This is a genomic window from Hymenobacter sp. B81 (assembly GCF_044628455.1).
Lineage (GTDB): Bacteria > Bacteroidota > Bacteroidia > Cytophagales > Hymenobacteraceae > Solirubrum.
The window spans coordinates 1636796-1655309 of the sequence record NZ_JBIYZW010000001.1 but is presented as its reverse complement, the minus strand read 5'-3'; the positions used below and the strand labels follow the sequence as shown (position 1 = coordinate 1655309).

Sequence of the window (18514 nt, the reverse complement as noted above, 5' to 3'; positions counted from 1 at the left end):
TTCGGGCGCGACGCAGCATGCACGCGCTGCTGCGGGAGCTGTATCCCATCTGCCGCAGCATTACGGGCGAAGGCGTGCGCCAGACCCTGCGCATCCTGACCGAGCACCTGCCCCCGGGCCTGACCATCCACGAAGTGCCCAGCGGCAGCCGCGTGCTCGACTGGACGGTGCCGCCCGAGTGGAACATTCACGAGGCCTACGTGCGCGATGCCGCGGGCCGGCGGATCATTGATTTTCGCCGGCACAACCTGCACGTGGTGGGCTACAGCACGCCCGTGCAGGGTTGGGTGTCAAGAGCCGAGCTGGAAGCGCATCTGCACTCCCTGCCCGAGCAGCCCGAACTGATTCCTTACCGCACCAGCTACTACAGTCCAGCCTGGGGATTCTGCCTGGCGCATAGCCAGCGCGAGCAGCTGCGCGATGCGGCCTACGAGGTGTGCATCGACTCGTCGCTGGACCCCAACGGCTCGTTGACCTACGGACAGTGGGTGCTGCCGGGCCAAACCGCGGAGGAAGTGCTGCTTTCCTGCCACATTTGTCATCCTTCGCTGGCCAACGATAACCTCTCGGGCGTGGTAGTGGCGGTGGCCCTGGCCCATTGGCTGGCCCGCCAGCCCCGGCGCTTTACCTACCGTCTGCTGTTTGTGCCGGCTACGGTGGGCGCCATTGCCTGGCTGCACGAACACCGCCACGCGGTGCTGCCGCAGATTCGCCACGGACTGGTGTTGTCGTTGCTGGGGGGGGCGGGAGCTTTCACCTACAAAAGCTCCCGGCAGGGCTCGGCCGAGGTCGACCGCGCCGTGGCGCTGGCCCTGCGCGACGCCGGCGCCGCCCACGAGCTGCGGAATTTCAGCCCCTACGGCTACGACGAGCGGCAATTCTGCTCCCCCGGCTTTAACCTGCCCGTGGGCTGCCTCACCCGCACGCCTTTCGGCGAATTCCCCGAGTACCACACCTCCGCCGACAACTGCGACCTGGTGCAGCCCGGACAGCTTACGGCGGCGCTGGGGCTGCTGCGCAATGTGTGCCGGGTACTCGAGCACAACCATCGATACCAGAACCTGAGCCCCTACGGCGAGCCGCAGCTGGGCCGGCGCGGCCTCTACAAACACGTCGGCGGCGGCCTCGACGGCTACCAGTGGCAGATGGCGCTGCTGTGGGTGCTGAATCAGTCGGACGGGCAGCACTCCCTGCTCGACGTGGCTGAGCACTCGGGCCTGCCGTTTGCCCTGCTGCGCCGGGCCGCCCGCCAGCTGGCCGCCGTGGACCTGCTGGCGGCCGCTGAAAAGTCCGATTTCACTGCCTGAGCGGCCGTGGCTGTCACCCCGTTTTCCTTCCACCACTGCCTTCCTCTGCCATGATGCCCTCTGAACTGCTGGCTGCCCCTGTGCAGTCTGCCGCGCCCGCGCCCCAGCCTTCCTTCACCGCTTCCCGGGCCTTGCAGCCGCGGCTGCACGCGCTCATCCCCGGCGGCAGCCACACCTATGCCAAGGGCGACGACCAGTTCCCCGAGCACATGCCGCCGGTAATGGTGCGCGCCCGCGGCTGCCGGGTATGGGACGCCGACGGCAACGCGTATATCGAGTACGGTATGGGGCTGCGGGCCGTCACGCTGGGCCACGCCTACCGGCCCGTGGTGCAGGCCGCCCAGCGGGAAATGCTGCGGGGGCTCACCAACGTGGGGCGGCCGACGGTGCTGGAGCTGCGGGCGGCCGAGGACTTCCTGCAAACAACCCAGGCGGGCGACATGGTGAAGTTCGCCAAAAACGGCTCCGACGTAACCACTGCCGCCGTGAAGCTGGCCCGCGCCGCTACCGGCCGAGACCTGGTGGCCGTGTGCGCCGACCACCCGTTTTTCTCCACCGACGACTGGTTCATTGGCACCACGGCCGTGCGGGCGGGCATACCCGAGGCCGTGCGCCGGCTCACGGTGTCGTTTCGCTACAACGACCTGGAAAGCGTGCGGCGGCTGTTTGCCGAGCATCCCGGGCAGCTGGCCTGCCTGATCCTGGAAGCCGAAAAGGACGTGGCTCCGCTGCCCGGCTTCCTGCGGGAGCTGCGCGAGCTGTGCACCGCGCACGGCACCATACTCATCTTCGACGAGATTATCAGCGGCCTGCGCTGGGCCAGCGGCGGGGCGCAGCAGGTGCACGGCGTCAGTCCCGACCTGAGCACCTGGGGCAAGGCCCTGGGCAACGGCTTCAGCATTGCGGCCCTCACCGGCAAGCGCGAGCTGATGCGTTTGGGGGGACTGCACCACGGCCAGGAGCGCGTATTCCTGCTCTCCACTACCTACGGCGCCGAAAGCCACGCGCTGGCGGCCATGCGCGCCGTGCTGGCTACCTACCGCCGCGAGCCGGTGATTGAGCACCTGCAACAGGCCGGGCGCTACCTGCGTGAGCTGCTGCTGCCCGCCATTGCCGAGCTGGGTCTGCAGAATCACTTCCTGCTGAGCGGCCCGCCGCAGTGCCTGATGTACGGCACCCGCGACGCGGCCGGGCAGCCTTCGCAGGCATTTCGTACGCTATTTCTACAGGAAACCCTGCGTCGCGGCTTGCTGGCTCCTTCGCTGATCGTGAGCTACTCCCACCAGCCGGCCGACCTGGAGCAAACCGCAGCCCGCGTGCAGGAAGCCCTGCAGGTGTACCGCCGCGCCCTCGACGAGGGCATCGAGCAGCACTTACAGGGGCACCCGGTCAAGCCCGTTTACCGCACCCGCAACTAGCCCTACGGCACTGGGCAAAGCCCGACGCCCCACGCCACGGTTTCCGCAGAAACTGGGCGTGGGGCGTTTTCGCGTGAACCTCTTGGAGGGGTACATGCAGGCCAGGCAAGTACGTCTGACCTGGCAAGCTTATACCGCTTCGACGGTAGCCAGCGGCGGGTTAGCCAGGTCAGCAAATACGTAGCGGAAGTCGAACAGGGGCTTGCTGGTGAGCAAATCCCGGTTTTGCTTGAACTCCGGCCAGCCGGTGAGCAGCACCAGGTCGTCGGCCTGGGCTACCAGTTCCTCCAGGGAATCAGCGTAATCAATGGGCAAGCGGTACTCGCGGGCAAACACCTCGTTGGCCAGGGGGTCGTAGGCCACAATGTTGCGGTAGCCCAGGGTGAGTAACTTTTCGATAATGAACTTGCTGGAGCTCAGGCGCACGTCGTCGGAACCGCCCTTGAAGGCCAGGCCCAGAATACCGATGCGGTGCTCCCGCGGAACCGCCGCCGCAATGCGGGCGGCCAGGAAGTCCTTGATTTCCTCGTTCACGTGCAGGTTGCCCTGGAGCATGTGCGGGGTGAAGCCGTGGGTCTGAGCAATGGCGCTGAGGGCGGCGGTATCTTTGGGCAGGCAGTAGCCGCCGTAGCCGCAGCCTGGGTATACGTAGCTGGCCATGGCCGCCGGCATGCCAAACCAGCGCCGGTCCTGGTGCAGGATCTTAAACGCCCGGGCCACGTCGATGTCGCCGATGTGCTCGGCTACCATGGCCATTTCGTTGGAAAAGCTCACCAGCGTCGACAGCAAGGTGTTCGAGAGGTACTTGATGAACTCGGCCGAGCTGTAGTTGACGTAATAGATCGGCGCCGAAAAAGGCAGGTACAGCTGGTCCAGCAGCTCCCGGGTCGAGTCATCTTCTACTCCCAGCACAATGCGGTCAGGCTGCATGAAATCGGCCCAGGCGTGGCCCTCGCGCAGAAACTCGGGATTGGAGGCCAAGCTGATCTGCCGCGGGAAGCGCCGGCTTAGCTCGTCCACGAAGGGCTTCACCCGCCGGGCTACGGTGGAAGGCGGTACCGTGGACTTGACCACCAGCACCCGGAACGCGTCGTCGCTGGCTTCGAACACCTGCTCGACGGCGCTGAGCAGGTAGGTGAGGTCGGCGCTGCCGTCGGGGTTGCCGGGGGTGCCCACGCACAGAAACACGGCTTTACTGTCGCGCACGGCTTCGGCCAGGGGCGCGTCCACGATGAAGTTACGGCCCAGCTCCTCGCGCAGGACCTCATCGAGGTGAGGCTCGTGGAAGGGCACCTCGCCGCCGCCGATTTTGGCCAGCCGCTCCGGGTTCACGTCGATACCGTAGACCTTAAATCCCTTTTTGCTAAATCCCAGGGCTGTTGTCAGGCCCACAAAGCCGAGTCCAAGTACCGTTATCATAAGAGCTTGCCGTTGGTGGTGTGCAGAAATTCCAGGTAGCGCCCCACCCCGTCCTCCACGGCCACGCGGGGCTGGTAATCCAGCAGCGCGCGGGCCTTGTCGATGTTGGGGCAGCGGCGGTTGGGATTGTCGGTCAGGTACTGCTGATCGGGCGAAACCCGGAAGGTGAGCTGGCCCTGGTAGTTGAAGATGCGCCGGCCCTGGCGGGTGAAAATGGCGGCAAACTCGCGCACCGACAGCTCGGGCCGGTCCATGCCAATGTTGAACACGTCGAAGCGGCCGTGCAAGAGCACCTTCAGGTAGCCGGTGATGGCGTCGGAAATGTAGCAGAACGTGCGCGTGGGCGTGCCGTCGGAAAGGATTTCCAGGTCGCGGTTTTCGACCACGGCCTTGGCAAAGTCGGCCGGCAGGCGCTGGTCGTTGAGGTTCATGCCCGGGCCATAGTTGTTGAAGGGGCGTGCGATGCCGATGGGCAGGCCGTGCTTTTCGGCAAACAGGTAGCACAGCGTTTCGCCGAAGCGCTTGGCCTCGTCGTAGCAGGCCCGCGGACCAATGGAGGCCACGTTGCCGCGGTAGTCTTCGCGGGTGGGAATGAACTCGGGAAACGGGTCGCCGTAGATTTCGCTGCTGGAAAAGAACAGAAACCCGCGCAGGGGCTTCTCGGCGTAGAAATTGAGCAGGCGACGCAGTCCGGTGATGTTGGCGTCGACGGTTTCGAGCGGGTAGCGGCGGTAGAAGCTAGGCGAGGCAATGGAAGCCATGTGAATGACCAGGTCGGCCTCGGCGGCGCCGGGTACGTCGGCCACCGAGTCGGTGATGACGTTGAATTCGTGCAGCCTGATTACCTCAGGGTTGCTGGCTACCAACTCGTCGAGCCAGTCCTTGGTGCCGGTCAAAAAATTCTCCAGCCCGATGATGCGCCGGATTTGCAGCTCGGCAGCAAAGTGGGCGAAGAAGTGCATGAAGTAGTAGCCCAGGAACCCACCGCAGCCTGTGAGCAGGATGGTAGAGTCGCGCAGCTTGTCGCGTTCGACCGCGCTCAGCTGCTGGTAGATGGCCTGCAGGTCGGCCTGCAGCACGCGGTTGCCGGTCTGCGGTAGCGGTGCCTCAATCATGGTTGTGTGGTGGTGGAAAGTGGAGCTCGGGTAGGGAGGCCAGCCTCAGGCCAGCACGGGCCGGGTTTGCAACTGCGGGAAAAACCGGCGGGTCTGCTCGCGGTACAGGCGCTGCACCAGGTTGTCGGGGGGCAGCGCCACGTCGTCGAAGGTCAATACCTCGTCCTGGGCCACGGCGCGGCGCAGCACGGCGCCCTCGGCCAGGCCCACCGGCAGCAGGTTTTCCTGCCGGGCCGTGGCGGCGTTTTCGCACTGCCCGTAGGTGTCGTAGCCGCCCAGGCCGTCGAGTACCTGGCCGGCGGCCAGCGGGCGTTTGGCCAGGGTAATGACCTCGACCACCGGTCCGGCCAGCGGGGCCATCGTCACGTCCTGAAACAGCACCAGGCGGGCAATGGAATTGGGAATTTCGGCGTAGATGAGGTGATAGGGCGCGTAGAAGCTGTAGAGCGGCCCCGGCCCGAGCTTGCCGTACTCCAGGTAGTGCCGCGACTTGGCGTCGTCGGTGGTGGCGTACACGAACACGCCGGGGCTGGGCTTGGGGCCCACCACGTAGTCGACGATGCCGCCCAGGCGTTTGAGCTCCGCCACGTCGTAGAGCGACACCATGTCGTCGATGTGCCCGTCGTAGGTGTAGCCCAGCATGCCGCGCTGGGCCACGCCCATGCCCGTGGCGTTGGCTACGCAGGCCTGTTCGATGGAAATCTTGGTGCCGTCGGCAAAGCTGGTCACCATTTCCGGCGTCAGGTGCCAGCGGGCGGCAAACGAGGCCTGGGTGGTGGGGTTGCGGTAGCGGTCCTGCAGGCCTTTGATGTTGCCGCAGAGCAGGGGCGTGAGGCCCATGCCCTTCACGAAGCGGTACAGGTCCATGATGCAGCCCGGCTGGTCGCCCGAGCAGCCGCTGAGCAGCACCCCGGCTTGGTCGGCGTACACTTTCAGGATGGGCCCGATAGTGGCGTCGACTTCGGGATTGAACAGCAGCACGTTGCGGCGGTGCGCAATGGCGTGCATGATCAGGCCCGCCGCATAGTGAATGGTGCCGGTGCACTCCACCAGCAAGTCAAGCCCCTCAACTTCGCACAGCAGCTCACCCTCGGTGGTCACGGCGGGCTGACCCGCCGCAATGCAGGCTTGCAGACTTTCCCGGTCATGGCATTCCTGGGCGGTATGGCCGGTATAGGCGTAGGCTTCGTGGGCTTTGTGCAGGGTGCGGTTGGCAATGGCGGCTACCACCATGCCGGGCGTGTAGCGCATCACCTGGTTTACCATACCCTGGGCCATTTCGCCCGCGCCCCACAGGCCCACCCGAATGGGGTTGCCGGCCTGCTCACGGGCTTGCAGAAACTTGTCGACGATGATCATAAGGCAAAATGGTTGGCGGGTTCAGACGAGGTTATAGCTATTGGGTGATATTAAGAATAAAATGCCTTATATAATGAAGAAGGTAGCGTTTCTAATGATTAAGCAGCAAATCGGTTGATTTTTCCCGCAGCAGGTTGCTGAGGCGGCCGGCGGGCAGGTGCCACCCCAACCGGGAAAGGGCCGTGAGGGCCAGGCGGGCCGGCAGCCAGCGGGCCGGCGTGGGCAGCTCGCGTACCTGGGGCAGCGTGAATAGGGCCAGAATCCGGCGGGCGGCGGGGCGGTCGTGGCGGCGCAGGGCGCGGTAGGCGCCGGCCAGAATAAACTGGTGAAAGAAGTGGGTGCGGGCACGCTGCAGGCGCGGCGCAGTCAGTACCCCAGTAGCTTCCATTTTCTGGAAGATGCGCAGCAGCCGCTGCACGGTGGGGGCGTCGAACATGCCCGTGGTCATAGCGGCCTCGTGCACCGTATAGGCCCCCACGCAGGCGGGCACGCGCAGCACGCCGTGGGCGGCAAACAGGCGGGCCCACAGGTCGGTGTCGTCAGTGTCCTGCTGGCTGGGGTCGAGGCCGAGGCTGCGGCAGGCGTCGCGGCTGGCCACCATGGCGGGCATGCGCACCAGCGAGGAGTTGGTGAGCACCTGCTCAACGGCTGCGGCCGGGGCCAGAAAGTGCTGGCGCCGCACCCGCTGCGTGCGCAGCGGTCGGCGGTTTTCATCGACCACCACCACCCCAAACAGCAGCGCGGCGTAGCGGTCGGGCTGGCTGCGCAGGGTTTGCATGATGGTGGTCAGGCCGTTGGGTAGCAAAAAGTCGTCGTCGTGCAGCATCAGCACGTACCGGCCGCGGGCGCGGCGCAGGCAGAGCTGCCAGTTGTCGGTGGCGTTGCTGCCCGGGGCATTGCGGAAGTAGCGCCACTGGCTTACGGGCTGGTGAGCCAACACGTAGCGCGTCATCTGCTCGCAGTGGTTGTCCCGCACCGAGTTGTCGGACACCACGATTTCCACGTCGGCGGGCAGCGGGCCAATGGAGCGCAGGGCGCGGGCCAGCAGTTCGGGACGGTGGTAACAGGGTACGCAAATGCTGAGCAGGGGCTGATGAATTTTCGCGTCAGTAGCGGCTACGGGCGGGTGCCAGCCTTCCGCGGCGCGGGCCTGCACCTGCTGGCGCGTGGCCCAGACCTCGCGCCAGTGCCGGCGCAGGTAAGCGTAGGCGCGCAGGGATTTTCTTTCGACCAGCAGCGCAAAAAGCAGAATGGCCGCCTGCCGGGGCAGCGCGCGCAGCCAGGTCAGCAGCAGCTGGTGGGGCGCAGGGTTTTTCAGCAGCAGCAGCAGCTGGTTTTTCACCGCGTCGGCTTTCATGGTGCTGCTCAGGCGGCGGCGCAGGCGCAGGTCGGCCGGGCGGAAATGGCGCGGGTGCAGGGCGCGGCAGTGGGGAGCCAGCACCGTGCGCCAGCCGTAGAGTTGGCTGCGCCAGGAAATGTCCCAATCCTCCTTGTGGGCGAAAAACCGCTCGTCGAAAAACTGCCCTTCCACGCGCAAGTCGTCGATAAAACGCCGGCGGTACAGCGGCAGGGCCCCGTCGGCCCCGGCTACGTCTTCCAGGTCGGCTCTCAGCGGTACCTCGCTCAGCCGGCGGCCGTGGTAGCGCAGCTGAAAGCGGCCGTCGGGCAGGGCATTCATGCCCGCCGAGTCGATAACGGGGTCGGGCTCGTCGAGCGACTGCACCAGTACGCCTACCACCGTGCCGATGCGCTCATCGCGCTGCAACACCGCCAGCACCCCGGCCAGGTAGTCGGGCGGCAGCACGATGTCGGGGTTCACCAGCAGCACCGCGTCGGAGTGGGTGCGGTCGAGGGTGTAGTTGTGGCCGCCGCAGAAGCCGGTATTTTCGGGCAAGGCGTGCAGGTGCAGGCGCGCGTCGGTGGCAGCCAGGGCCGCCACGAGGGCGCAGGTGTCGTCGGTCGAGGCGTTGTCAACCACCCACACGGTGAAATCGGCGTGGCTTTGGGCCAGCACCGAGCGCAGGCAGGCTTCGATGCTGTCGGCACTGTTCCAGGTGACGATGGAGAGCAGTACGGAAGGAAGGGGCGCGGGCATGAGGTGGAAGTCGGGGACGGTGAAGGGTAAGGGTAAGGTGGCGGCATCAGGCGGGCTGACTGAGCATGCGCTCGAGGTGGCGGCGCAGCTTGCCCAGGTCCACGGTGAGGTCTTCGCGGCGGGCCTCGGCCATGTTGGTAGCGGGCTGCGGATGGGCGCACACCTGCCAGTGGTAGTGCAGCCCGGCCCGGGCCGACAGCTCCAGGAAGTCGGGCACCACGAAACCCTGGGGCAGCAGCTCCAGGAAGGGGGTGCCGGGTGCGGTAAACACCAGGTTGGCCAGCGCAGCGCCCACGGGTGAGATGAGGGCCTGGGCGCCGGCAAACAGCGCAACCTTCTCGGCGAAGTTTAGCTGGCTGAGTACGTAGGTCTGAAACCCGAACTCGGTCAGCAGCGCTTCCACGGCCGGCTCGTTCAGCACCCGCCGGGCTCCGGCGTCGTTGCGGCTGATGTAAACGCGGGGCGAGAAGCGGGCGGGGGCAGTGGGTGGCAGGTAGGCGGCGCGCAGAAAAGCAACGGCCCAGGGTGGAGTATGGGCGCCGGTGCCGCGCACGGGTGAGGTTACCAGCAGGCGGTCGGCGCGCAGGTGGCGGTGGGTGCTCACATCAATGATCTGCTCGGGCCGGATGCCCAACGGAACCAGGCTGTCGCGCACGAAGCTCAGCTGCCGGTCGTAGACGAGGAAGTAGTCTACTTCGGCCAGCAGCCCGACGGCCTGCAGTAGGTGCAGGCGCGGTACCGAATCGATAAGCCAGTGGTAGTAGTTGCCGATGGCGGCGCCTCCGCCGGCCAGCAGGCTGCACACCGTACCCGGCACGCGCACCGGCTCCAGGAAATAGGCCTGCTGAAAGATGTTGTTGTCTTCGGGCCGGATGGTGTCCCAGGTCTTGTTGGTGTACTGAAAAGAGGCGTCGCCCACCAGAAAGCCGTCGGCGGCTATTACGGCCACGCTGTCGTGGTTGTCGGCGTAGAGGCGGCCCTGGCGCAGCTCCAGCACGAAGGCGGCCGGCACCGGTTCCTGGGCGTTGGGCTTGCTGTGCAAACTGCCCCCGTAGGCCGATGCCTGCTCGTAGAACCGGGGCGGAATAACATAGCTCGACGTATGCGCGGGCACTACTTCGTGGTAGCTCGCGCCACTGCCGGGCATGCCGGCCAATGCCCGGCTGCCGGGGTGCACCCCGGTCGGCCGCCAGTGGCGGTTGTAGGGAACCAGCTCGCGCAGTAAGCGCCCGGCCCGGCGCTGGGCGCGGCTCAGAACAGCGTGCATAGCGGGAAGACTAATGGTGGAAACAACTCCCGGCGGCAGACCGGCAGCTCAACTCAGCCGAGGGCCGGGGCGGGCTGGGCCTGAGCCAGCCAGTCGGCGCTGGCCAGCACCTGCCGCAGGCCCTCGTCGAGCCCGATGTGGTGCTGCCAGCCTAGGCCGTGGAGGCGGCTCACGTCGAGCAGTTTGCGCGGCGTGCCATCGGGACGGGATGCGTCGAAGGCAATGGGGCCGGCGTAGCCGGTGAGGCGGCCGATGAGCTCGGCCAGCTCGCGGATGGTCAGGTCCTGGCCGGTACCCACGTTCACCGGCTCGCGGCCGTCGTAGTGCAGCAGCAGGTGCAGGCAGGCGTCGGCCAGGTCGTCAACGTGCAGAAATTCGCGCCGGGGCGTGCCCGAGCCCCACACTTCCACCTGCGGCAAGCCCAGGCGCGCGGCCTCGCTGAACTTGCGCAGCAGCGCCGGCAGCACGTGCGAGTTTTCGGGGTCGTAGTTGTCGTTGGGACCGTAGAGGTTGGTGGGCATGGCCGTAATAAAGTTGCAGCCGTGCTGGTCGCGGTAGGCTTCGCAGAGCTTCAGGCCGGCAATCTTGGCAATGGCATAGGGCTCGTTGGTGGGTTCGAGCGGGCCGGTGAGCAGGTACTCCTCCTTAATGGGCTGCGGGGCCAGCTTGGGGTAGATGCACGACGAGCCCAGGAACAGCAGCTTGCGCACGCCGTGCCGGTAGCTGGCACCGATGACGTTGGTTTGAATCAGCAGGTTTTCCTGCAGAAAGTCGGCCCGGTAGCAGTTGTTGGCGTGAATACCGCCGACCTTGGCAGCCGCCAGCAGCACGTACTCGGGTCGCTCACGGGTGAAAAACTGCTCGACGGCGGCTTGGTTGCGCAGATCCAGCTCGCGCGAGGTGCGCAGCAGCAGGTTGGAGTAGCCGGCGCGGCGTAGGCGCCGCACCAAAGCCGAGCCCACCATGCCGCGGTGGCCGGCCACGAAAATTCGGGCGTTGAGGTCCATATCAGGTGGAGAAATGGCGGAGTGGTGAAATCGGGAGTTGGGGAGTGGGGAGGCCGGCCCAGTGCGGGCCGAAGGGGACTCCCTCGCTCGCCACTGCCCGGCTTATTCGTAGTAGTTCAGCACGCGGTGGCCGGCTTCGCGCAGGGTGGCGTCGCGCCGGAACAGCTCCAAGTCGGCCTGTACCATGTCGGCGGCCAGGGCGTGCAGGTCGTAGCGCGGCGTCCAGTTCAGCTGCTCGCGGGCTTTGGTGGCGTCGCCAATGAGCAGCTCGACTTCGGTGGGGCGGAAGTACTCGGGGTCGACGGCCACGATTTCCTTGCCCAGCGGCAGCTGGAAATCGGGGTTGTGGCAGGCTACCACGTGGCCCGTCTCGTCGGCGCCCTCGCCAAAGAATGTGAGTTCAATGCCCAGCTCGGCGAAGGCCAGGCGCACGAAGTCGCGCACGGGCGTGGTCACGCCCGTGGCAATGACGAAGTCCTCGGGCTTGTCCTGCTGCAGCATCAGCCACATGGCCTCCACGTAGTCGCGGGCGTGGCCCCAGTCGCGGCGGGCGTCGAGGTTGCCCAGGTAAAGCTTGTCCTGCAAACCCAGCGCAATGCGGGCGGCCGCGCGGGTGATTTTGCGCGTCACGAAGGTTTCGCCCCGCAGCGGCGACTCGTGGTTGAACAGGATGCCGTTGCAGGCGAACATGTTGTAGGCCTCGCGGTAGTTGATGGTAATCCAGTAGGCGTAGAGCTTGGCGACGGCGTAGGGCGAGCGGGGATAAAACGGCGTCTGCTCCGACTGCGGTACCTGCTGCACTAGGCCGTAGAGCTCCGAGGTGGAGGCCTGGTAGATGCGGGTTTTGTGGGTGAGGCCCAGGATGCGCACGGCCTCGAGCAGGCGCAGCGTGCCCACTCCGTCCACGTCGGCGGTGTACTCGGGCGTGTCGAACGATACCTTCACGTGCGACATGGCGCCGAGGTTGTAAATCTCGTCGGGCTGCACTTCCTGCACGATGCGGATGAGGTTGGTGGAGTCGCTCAGGTCGCCGTAGTGCAGGCGAAACCGCACGTCCTGTTCGTGGGGGTCCTGGTAGAGGTGGTCGATGCGGTCGGTGTTCAGCAGGGAAGTGCGGCGCTTGATGCCGTGTACTTCGTAGCCTTTGGCCAGCAGCAGTTCGGCCAAGTAGGAGCCATCCTGACCGGTGATACCTGTGATGAGGGCGCGCTTCATGGTACTAATGAATGAGGTGGAAGTTCGGCAAGGGTTTTTAGAACTTTGCAGTCAAATTATTGTATTTAAAATCAAAGAAGCAACTCTTTCTATAAAAAATGTTAATAATATTACTTTAAAAGTTATATTAATGAGGGTAGCGCACAAAAAAGCCCGGCCACTTGCGCGACCGGGCTTCGAATGGACCGTGGTGGAGGACGGCCCGGCGGAATTACTTCCGCAACTGGATGGTCTGGCCGTTGAGCGAGCCGGAGAGTACCTTCAGCACGTAGCTGCCGGCGGGCAGGCTGCTCACGTTCAGCTTGGTAGTGCTGGTGCCGGCAGCCGCGGCTACCGTGGTGCGCAGCACTTCCGTACCCGAGCCGTTGTAGAGACCCAGGGCGACGTTTTCGGCCTGGGCTACGGTCAGCGACACGTTCAGCTCGCTCACGAAGGGGTTCGGGAAGGCCTGCACGGCGCTAGTAGCGGCGGTGCGGCTGGCCGTGGTGGCGGCCGTCAGGCGGAACACTTCCACACCCGAGAGGTTCATCACGCCCCCGCTGCTCTGCAGGCGGATGGTGCCGTTGGTCACCGTGGTCTTGAAGGGACCGAACTTCTTCCAGGTGCCGGCGGCGCCGCTGTTGTAGCTGCTCACCACAGTCTGGCCGTTCAGGCTCACGTTGAACGTTTCCGGGTTGTTATCCTCGAAGGCGTAGAACGATACCTCGTAGTCACCGTTGGGCACGTTGCTCAGGCTGTACTGCAGGTTGTGGCCCCACACAAACGAGCGGATCAGGCCGGTACGGGCGGCGTCGGTGGCCGGGCTCAGGGCCAGGCTGGGGGCCGTCAGGCTGATGCCCGTGGTGCTCACGCCCGCGGCGCCGATGCCCGACTCGTAGTTGATGCCGTCGATGGTGGCGGCGCTACCATTCACGTTGATGGCGCGGAACAGGGTGCGGGTCGAGGTGGTCGGCGGGGTGGTTACTACCGGCGGGGCCGTGGCGGTGGTGGTGTGCTTCCATACTTCCACGCCCGAGAGGTTGGGGTGGCCACCCGCGGTTTTCAGGTCGATGATGCCGTTGGTAACGGTCGTCTGGAAAGGACCCAGCCGCTCCCAGTGGCCGGCCGAGCCGGTGCTGTAGCCCGAGCGTACGGTCTGGCCGTTGAGCACGATGCTGGTGGTTTCCGGGTTGTTGTCTTCCCAGATGTAGGCGTACACGCTGTAGGTGCCGTTGGGTACGCTGGCGAGCTTGGCGCCCACGGTCGAGCCGCCCACGGCCGATTTCAGCATGTTGGCGCGGGTAGCGTCAGTGGCCGGGTTCAGCACCGAGCCGCTGTTGCTGAACACCATGCCCGTCAGGGTTACGTTGGCAGCGTTGCCGGCTTCCCAGGTTTTGCCGTCCAGGGTCAGGCCCGAGGTCGAGCCCACGTCAATGCCGCGGTAGAAGGTAGCGTTAGCGGGGCCGCTGGTGCCGCCGGTGGGCGGGGTTACTACCGGGGCGGCCTGCACCGTTACGGTTACGGCCGCCGAAGTGGTAGCCAGGCCGGCGTTGTCGGTAGCCTTAGCCGTCAGGGTGAGGGTACTGGCGGCGGCCGGGGTGTAGGTCAGGGCGTAGGGGGCCGTGGCGTCTTCGCCCAGCTTAGTGGTGCCGTTGAAGAATTCCACTTTGGCCACGGTGCCGTTGGCGTCAGCCGCGTTAGCGGTCAGGTTTAGGGCCTGTCCCACGGTAGCGGTGGCGTTGTTGGCGGGGCTGGTCAGGCTCACGGTCGGGGCCGTGTTGGTGGTCGTGGTGTTCTGCTTCCAGATTTCGATGCCCGAGAGGTTGGCAAAGCCGCCCGTAGTGCCCACGGTGATGTTGCCATCGGTTACGTTGGCCGCGAACGGACCCAGGCGCTTCCAGTTACCGGCGTTGCCGCTGTTGTAGCCGCTCTGCACGGTCTGGCCTTCCACCTGGATGTTGAAGGATTCGGGGGCGTTGTCTTCGAAGAAGTACAGGTACACGCTGTAGCTGCCGTTGGCTACGCCCGAAACCGTCGAGCTCAGGGCGTTGCTGTACACAAACGAGCGGATCATGGCGGCGCGGGCAGCGTCGGTGTTGGTCAGCAGCGCAATCTGCTGGGCGGCCAGGGCCGTGCCGTTGACCTGGAAGTTGGCGGCGTTGCCAGCCTCCCAGTTCTTGCCATCGATGGTAGCGGCGCCGCCGTTCACGTTGATGCCGCGGAAGAAGGTCGAGTTAGCGGGGCCCGTCATGGGCGTGCTGCCGGTGTTGCCGCTGCCCGTGCCCGTGGTGGGCGGGGTAGTGGTGGTGGGAGGCGTGGTCGTGGTGGGCGGGGTGGTGGTGCCACCCGTGCCGCCGACGCCGATGGTCACGCCGTTCTGCTGAAGTTTCTGCTGCCAGAGGTTCCACTCGGTCTGCTCGGTCTGCAGCGTCACGGGGTTGGGCAGGTGGGTGGTGTTGGTGCAGGGGTTGCAGGCGCCGGTGTTCACGTCGAAGCGGTCCTGGTACGGCGAGTTGCGGCCCCAGCTCACAAAGCCCACCGTGTTGTTGTCCATGCTGTTGTTGTAGAACACGTTGCTGGGCTGGCCGTAGCCGTTCCAGATGGCAATACCAGCGTAGGAGGCCGTCAGCTTCTGGCCATCGGCCGTCACGCCCGCGGTTACCACGCGGTTGTTGTAGAAGCGGTTGTTGTGACCCGAGGCGATGTTCATGGCGGCGCAGGTGGCCACGAAGTGGTTGTTGTAGGCCTGCACGTAGCAGGTGGCTTCGCGGGCGTTCATGGCGCCGCCGTCGAGGGTCAGGCCCGAGCCGGTGTAGTGCGACGACGAAGCCGGGAAGGGCATGGCGCCGTAGATGTAGTTGTTATGAATGCGCACGGGCGCGGCGGAGGTACCACCCGAGTTGTAGAGGTTGATAACGTCCTCGGCCAGCGAGTTCAGCGGGTCGTTCACTACCTGGTTCCAGGCAATTTCCATGTTGCCCACGCTGTACACCCCGTTCAGTCCCACAAAGTTGGCGTAGGTGCCGCCGCCGTTGCGGTAGCGGCCGTCGATGTTCTTGGCCACGTTGCGCACGATGCGCAGCGTCTGAGTGGCCGAGCCGTCGCCGCTCCACATGTAGATGGCAATGCCGCCGGTCTGCTCGATGTAGTTATTCTCGATGCGTACCGAGTGGCCCTGGTTGGCTTCCACGAAGCGGCCGGGGCGGGTATTATCGGCGGTGGGGCGCTGGCCGTACGCGCGGTTGTTGCGCACGGTGATGTTACAGCCGCTCCACTTCGAATCGATGATGTCGCCGGGCCCCACCAGAGTGGAGTTCTCAATGATGACCGGCTGAGTGGTTTCGATTTTGATTACCGGCACCGACGAACTGGTGCTGCGGTAGTTGCCCGAGTAGGTACCACCCTGACGGATGACCAGCGGGCCTGAATAAGTCACGTTGGGCACCGTTTGCGCCCACACTTTGGCCGGAAGCAGGCCAATTACCAACAGCACGAGCGCCACCAACGGCAGAAAGCGTGCACCAGAGGAGGTGTGACGAGTGAATCGTACGTTCATTCCAGAGGTTTTTTGCATTCTGATTGTGTTTTTGAAAAGCCCTATATAGGGATGTTTGGGTGGTTAACTGGCAGGTAAGCCAATTCGTTCAAAGTGGTGAAATTAAATTTGTTCAATTGGTGGCCTTGGTGCCTGACTCCAATATGCTCAGGGGTGAGCTTGTCGTTTTCAAATCCCTAGCAGCCAGATTAGCTCCCGGGATTTGCCGTCTCGGACTGGGGGAGAAAACGAAAAAAGGCTTTCCTGAACTTTAAAGGAGTTTTTTGAGCCAACTTCACGTACCCACATCACCGGAAGCGCTGCCTTTAGCAGCCTTCCTCTTGCTTCTTCAATTGTCCTATTTGCAGGGCGGCTAGCGGCGTGCTATCGGGTTTTTGAAGAAATTAACTCGGTTTGTACATTTGAAATGTCCTAAACCGTAGACCGAGGTTCATTGCAAATGTATAAAAAGCAATGGTATTGCAAGCGCGAAGAAAAAAAACATATATATAACTATATTAAGGTTGAATTTCCTCATGCTAGCGAAAACCGGGCGCCCTTGCCACGTAGCCCGTTTTGGAGCCCGGAAAAAAAATGACGCTTTGGGCAAAAAAAAAGCCTTCGATTGAAGGCTCAGGAGGTAGGGCAGTAGCTGATAATCAGGGGGTGACCAGCGCGAGGCTGTCGCGGGACAGGCCCGGCGGGCCCAGCCGGATGCCGCGCCGCCGCAGTTTCTGCTGCCAGAGGTTCCACTCGTTCTGCTCAGTTTGCAGCGTTACGGGGTTGGGCAGGTGGGTGGTGTTGGTGCAGGGGGTGCAGCTATCCGAGTTCAGGTCGTGGCGGTCAGGGTACGGATGATTGCGCCCCGGCTTCACAAATCCAATAGTGTTGTGGTCGAAACGGTTGCCGAAGAAAACATCCTTGGGCTGCCCGTAGGCGTTGAAAATGGCCGCGGCCGCGTAGTTGGCTGTCAGACGGGCGCCGCCGGGCAGCAGGCCGCTGGTGACCATGCGGTTGTGGTGGAAGTAGTTGTGGTGGCCGGCGGCAATGTTCATGGCGGCGCAGGTAGCCACGAATTGGTTGTAATAAGCTTCCACGTAGGCCGTGGTGGTCAGGGCCGAGGCACCGTCCCCGTCGGTGGTCATGCCCGAGCCGCTGTACTTGGCGGCGGTTGCGGGGTAGGGGAAAGCGCCGTACACGTAGTTGTCGTGCACCCGGGCCGGGCTGGCCGCCGTGCCCGATGAGTTGTAGAAGTTGATGTTGTCCTCGACCAGGGACTTATCCGGCTCGTTTACCACTTGGTTCCAGGCTACTTCCATGTTAGCCACGCCGCGCACCCCATTAAGACCCAGGAAATTGGAGTAGGTCTGCCCGCCATCGGGGTGGCGCCCGTCGATGTTCTTGGCCACGTTGCGCAGCACAGTTAGCGTTTGGGTGGCCGAGCCATTGCCGCCCCACAGGTAAATGGCAATGCCGCCGGTTTGCTCCAGGTAGTTGTTTTCGATGCGTACCGAGCGGGCCGAGTTGACTTCCAGAAAGCGTCCCGGCCGTTTGTCGCCGAGGCTGGGGCGCAGGCCGTAGGCCCGGCAGTCACGGATAATCAGCTGCGCCCCGCCCTGGGTGGCCTCAATCAGCGTGCCCGCTCCTTCGAGGCGGCAGCCCAGCAGCGTCACCGGCTCAGTAGTGACGATGCGCACGCAGGGCACCATGGAGTCGAGGCTGCGGTAGTGGCCCGTATATACACCGCCACGCCGGATGATGAGGGCGCTGAGCTCGGCCGGTGCCGCCAGCTGCGAGGCGGGTACCAGCAGGCAGCTGCCTTCCAACAGCCAGCTCAACCAGCGCAACGACGGAAACACGGACATGGCAGCACGGCTGATTACGGGTTGATTATTGGTCCAGAAACACCTGGAAGTCGCTGAGTTGCACGTTTTGGTCGGCGCGGTGCAGGTGCAGCAGCGGGGTGAGGCCGTAGAAGGAAGCCCAGTACGAGTAGGAGCTGGGCGGCCCGATGATGTAGTCGCAGCCGGCCAGGGCGTACAAGTCCTCCACAAAATGCCCCGTGGAATGGGCCACCGGCAGCCCCGCAAACGCCTCGGTGCTGACGGCTTCGTTGGAGCACAGCAGAAAAACCACGCGGCGGTCGGGCGGCAGCTGCGCGCGCAGCTGATGCAGGGCCCGGGCGTAGGTGGCATCGTCGTAGTAGTAGGCGCCGGCGCAGTAGGTAGCGTAGTCGCCGCGCCGGATGTGTACGCCCACCACCACGTCGGCCGACTGCCGCAATCGGGTCAGCAAGGCATCCACGGCCTGGCGGTGCGGCGCTACGGGCGCGAAAAGCCGCCGCAGCAACGGGCCGTGCTGGGCAAAGTGGCGTTTGTCGCGAAACAGCCAGCCGTGGGCCAGCACCACGCCGGCGCGGGCCGCGTGCAGGTAGTCGGGGCGGTTCAGGTCGTAGTCCTGGTCGCCCTCGTCTGCCAGCAGGGCCGGGGCGCCGGGGAGCAAGCGGCTGGCCTGGCGCAGCAGGCCGAAGGCCCGCGGGTGCTGCATCAACTCGAACACGCGGTCGAAGCCCGGGCGCGGAAAGGCGTGCAGGCGCACGGGCAGTCCCCCAAAATCGCCGCTGGCCGTAGCCTCAAAAAAAGGAGCGTAACCGTTGAAGCTGGGGTTGATCAGCTCGTAGCCGTATTCGGCGGCGTTGGCCACAAAGTGGGCGAAGAGAAACAGCCGGTTGCCCAGTTGCCCAGTGCGTTTTACCAGAATGACCATGAGCAGGAGTGGAAAAAAGATGGCCCGGCCAG

Annotated in this window: 12 protein-coding genes; 2 read left to right on the top strand and 10 right to left on the bottom strand. The window is 64.6% G+C overall.

From position 1 onward, the window contains the following. Positions 1 to 17 precede the first annotated feature (17 nt). Together ACE191_RS07320 and ACE191_RS07315 are read left to right on the top strand one after the other, a co-directional pair. Positions 18 to 1307, top strand: coding sequence for a DUF4910 domain-containing protein (locus ACE191_RS07320; RefSeq protein ID WP_400191536.1), 1290 nt, complete (start codon positions 18 to 20; stop codon positions 1305 to 1307). 50 nt (positions 1308 to 1357) lie between these two features. Continuing rightward, complete coding sequence (locus ACE191_RS07315; RefSeq protein WP_400191535.1) at positions 1358 to 2725, top strand: glutamate-1-semialdehyde 2,1-aminomutase; 1368 nt, start codon at positions 1358 to 1360, stop codon at positions 2723 to 2725. Between the two features lie 129 nt (positions 2726 to 2854). Here ACE191_RS07315 and ACE191_RS07310 read toward each other — a convergent pair whose 3' ends face one another. The 10 genes from ACE191_RS07310 to ACE191_RS07265 form a co-directional block, all read right to left on the bottom strand. Further along, a complete protein-coding gene (locus ACE191_RS07310; RefSeq protein ID WP_400191534.1) occupies positions 2855 to 4144 on the bottom strand; it encodes a UDP-glucose dehydrogenase family protein in 1290 nt (429 codons plus the stop codon). Beyond that, positions 4141 to 5259 (bottom strand): NAD-dependent epimerase/dehydratase family protein, encoded by a 1119-nt coding sequence (locus ACE191_RS07305; RefSeq protein ID WP_400191533.1) that lies wholly within the window; start codon positions 5257 to 5259, stop codon positions 4141 to 4143. The genes ACE191_RS07310 and ACE191_RS07305 overlap by 4 nt, the downstream gene beginning before the upstream one ends. 45 nt (positions 5260 to 5304) lie before the next feature. Next, positions 5305 to 6618, bottom strand: a complete 1314-nt coding sequence (locus ACE191_RS07300; RefSeq protein WP_400191532.1) for an NAD(P)H-dependent oxidoreductase — start codon at positions 6616 to 6618, stop codon at positions 5305 to 5307. Between the two features lie 91 nt (positions 6619 to 6709). Continuing rightward, positions 6710 to 8713: a glycosyltransferase gene (locus ACE191_RS07295; RefSeq protein WP_400191531.1), complete on the bottom strand. Its 2004-nt coding sequence runs from the start codon at positions 8711 to 8713 to the stop codon at positions 6710 to 6712. Positions 8714 to 8759: 46 nt separating this feature from the next. Continuing rightward, positions 8760 to 9980 (bottom strand): glycosyltransferase family 61 protein, encoded by a 1221-nt coding sequence (locus ACE191_RS07290; RefSeq protein ID WP_400191530.1) that lies wholly within the window; start codon positions 9978 to 9980, stop codon positions 8760 to 8762. Between the two features lie 53 nt (positions 9981 to 10033). Beyond that, complete coding sequence (locus ACE191_RS07285) at positions 10034 to 10987, bottom strand: GDP-L-fucose synthase family protein (protein WP_400191529.1); 954 nt, start codon at positions 10985 to 10987, stop codon at positions 10034 to 10036. Between the two features lie 102 nt (positions 10988 to 11089). Continuing rightward, positions 11090 to 12202 (bottom strand): GDP-mannose 4,6-dehydratase, encoded by a 1113-nt coding sequence (gmd, locus tag ACE191_RS07280; RefSeq protein WP_400191528.1) that lies wholly within the window; start codon positions 12200 to 12202, stop codon positions 11090 to 11092. Between the two features lie 211 nt (positions 12203 to 12413). Beyond that, positions 12414 to 15737, bottom strand: a complete 3324-nt coding sequence (locus ACE191_RS07275; protein ID WP_400191527.1) for an Ig-like domain-containing protein — start codon at positions 15735 to 15737, stop codon at positions 12414 to 12416. A gap of 638 nt (positions 15738 to 16375) precedes the next feature. Next, entirely contained in the window at positions 16376 to 17581 is a 1206-nt protein-coding gene (locus ACE191_RS07270; RefSeq protein ID WP_400191526.1) for a hypothetical protein, read from the bottom strand. Between the two features lie 25 nt (positions 17582 to 17606). Continuing rightward, positions 17607 to 18482 (bottom strand): hypothetical protein, encoded by an 876-nt coding sequence (locus ACE191_RS07265; protein ID WP_400191525.1) that lies wholly within the window; start codon positions 18480 to 18482, stop codon positions 17607 to 17609. Between the last annotated feature and the right edge of the window lie 32 nt (positions 18483 to 18514).

Excerpts from the sequence above, each read along its gene's own strand:
- ACE191_RS07320 (WP_400191536.1), top strand. The coding sequence starts at position 18 with ATGCACGCGCTGCTGCGGGAGCTGTATCCCATCTGCCGCAGCATTACG.
- gmd (WP_400191528.1), bottom strand. The coding sequence starts at position 12,202 with ATGAAGCGCGCCCTCATCACAGGTATCACCGGTCAGGATGGCTCCTAC.
- ACE191_RS07300 (WP_400191532.1), bottom strand. The coding sequence starts at position 6,618 with ATGATCATCGTCGACAAGTTTCTGCAAGCCCGTGAGCAGGCCGGCAAC.
- ACE191_RS07285 (WP_400191529.1), bottom strand. The coding sequence starts at position 10,987 with ATGGACCTCAACGCCCGAATTTTCGTGGCCGGCCACCGCGGCATGGTG.
- ACE191_RS07270 (WP_400191526.1), bottom strand. The coding sequence starts at position 17,581 with ATGTCCGTGTTTCCGTCGTTGCGCTGGTTGAGCTGGCTGTTGGAAGGC.
- ACE191_RS07315 (WP_400191535.1), top strand. The coding sequence starts at position 1,358 with ATGATGCCCTCTGAACTGCTGGCTGCCCCTGTGCAGTCTGCCGCGCCC.
- ACE191_RS07265 (WP_400191525.1), bottom strand. The coding sequence starts at position 18,482 with ATGGTCATTCTGGTAAAACGCACTGGGCAACTGGGCAACCGGCTGTTT.
- ACE191_RS07295 (WP_400191531.1), bottom strand. The coding sequence starts at position 8,713 with ATGCCCGCGCCCCTTCCTTCCGTACTGCTCTCCATCGTCACCTGGAAC.
- ACE191_RS07275 (WP_400191527.1), bottom strand. The coding sequence starts at position 15,737 with ATGAACGTACGATTCACTCGTCACACCTCCTCTGGTGCACGCTTTCTG.
- ACE191_RS07290 (WP_400191530.1), bottom strand. The coding sequence starts at position 9,980 with ATGCACGCTGTTCTGAGCCGCGCCCAGCGCCGGGCCGGGCGCTTACTG.
- ACE191_RS07305 (WP_400191533.1), bottom strand. The coding sequence starts at position 5,259 with ATGATTGAGGCACCGCTACCGCAGACCGGCAACCGCGTGCTGCAGGCC.
- ACE191_RS07310 (WP_400191534.1), bottom strand. The coding sequence starts at position 4,144 with ATGATAACGGTACTTGGACTCGGCTTTGTGGGCCTGACAACAGCCCTG.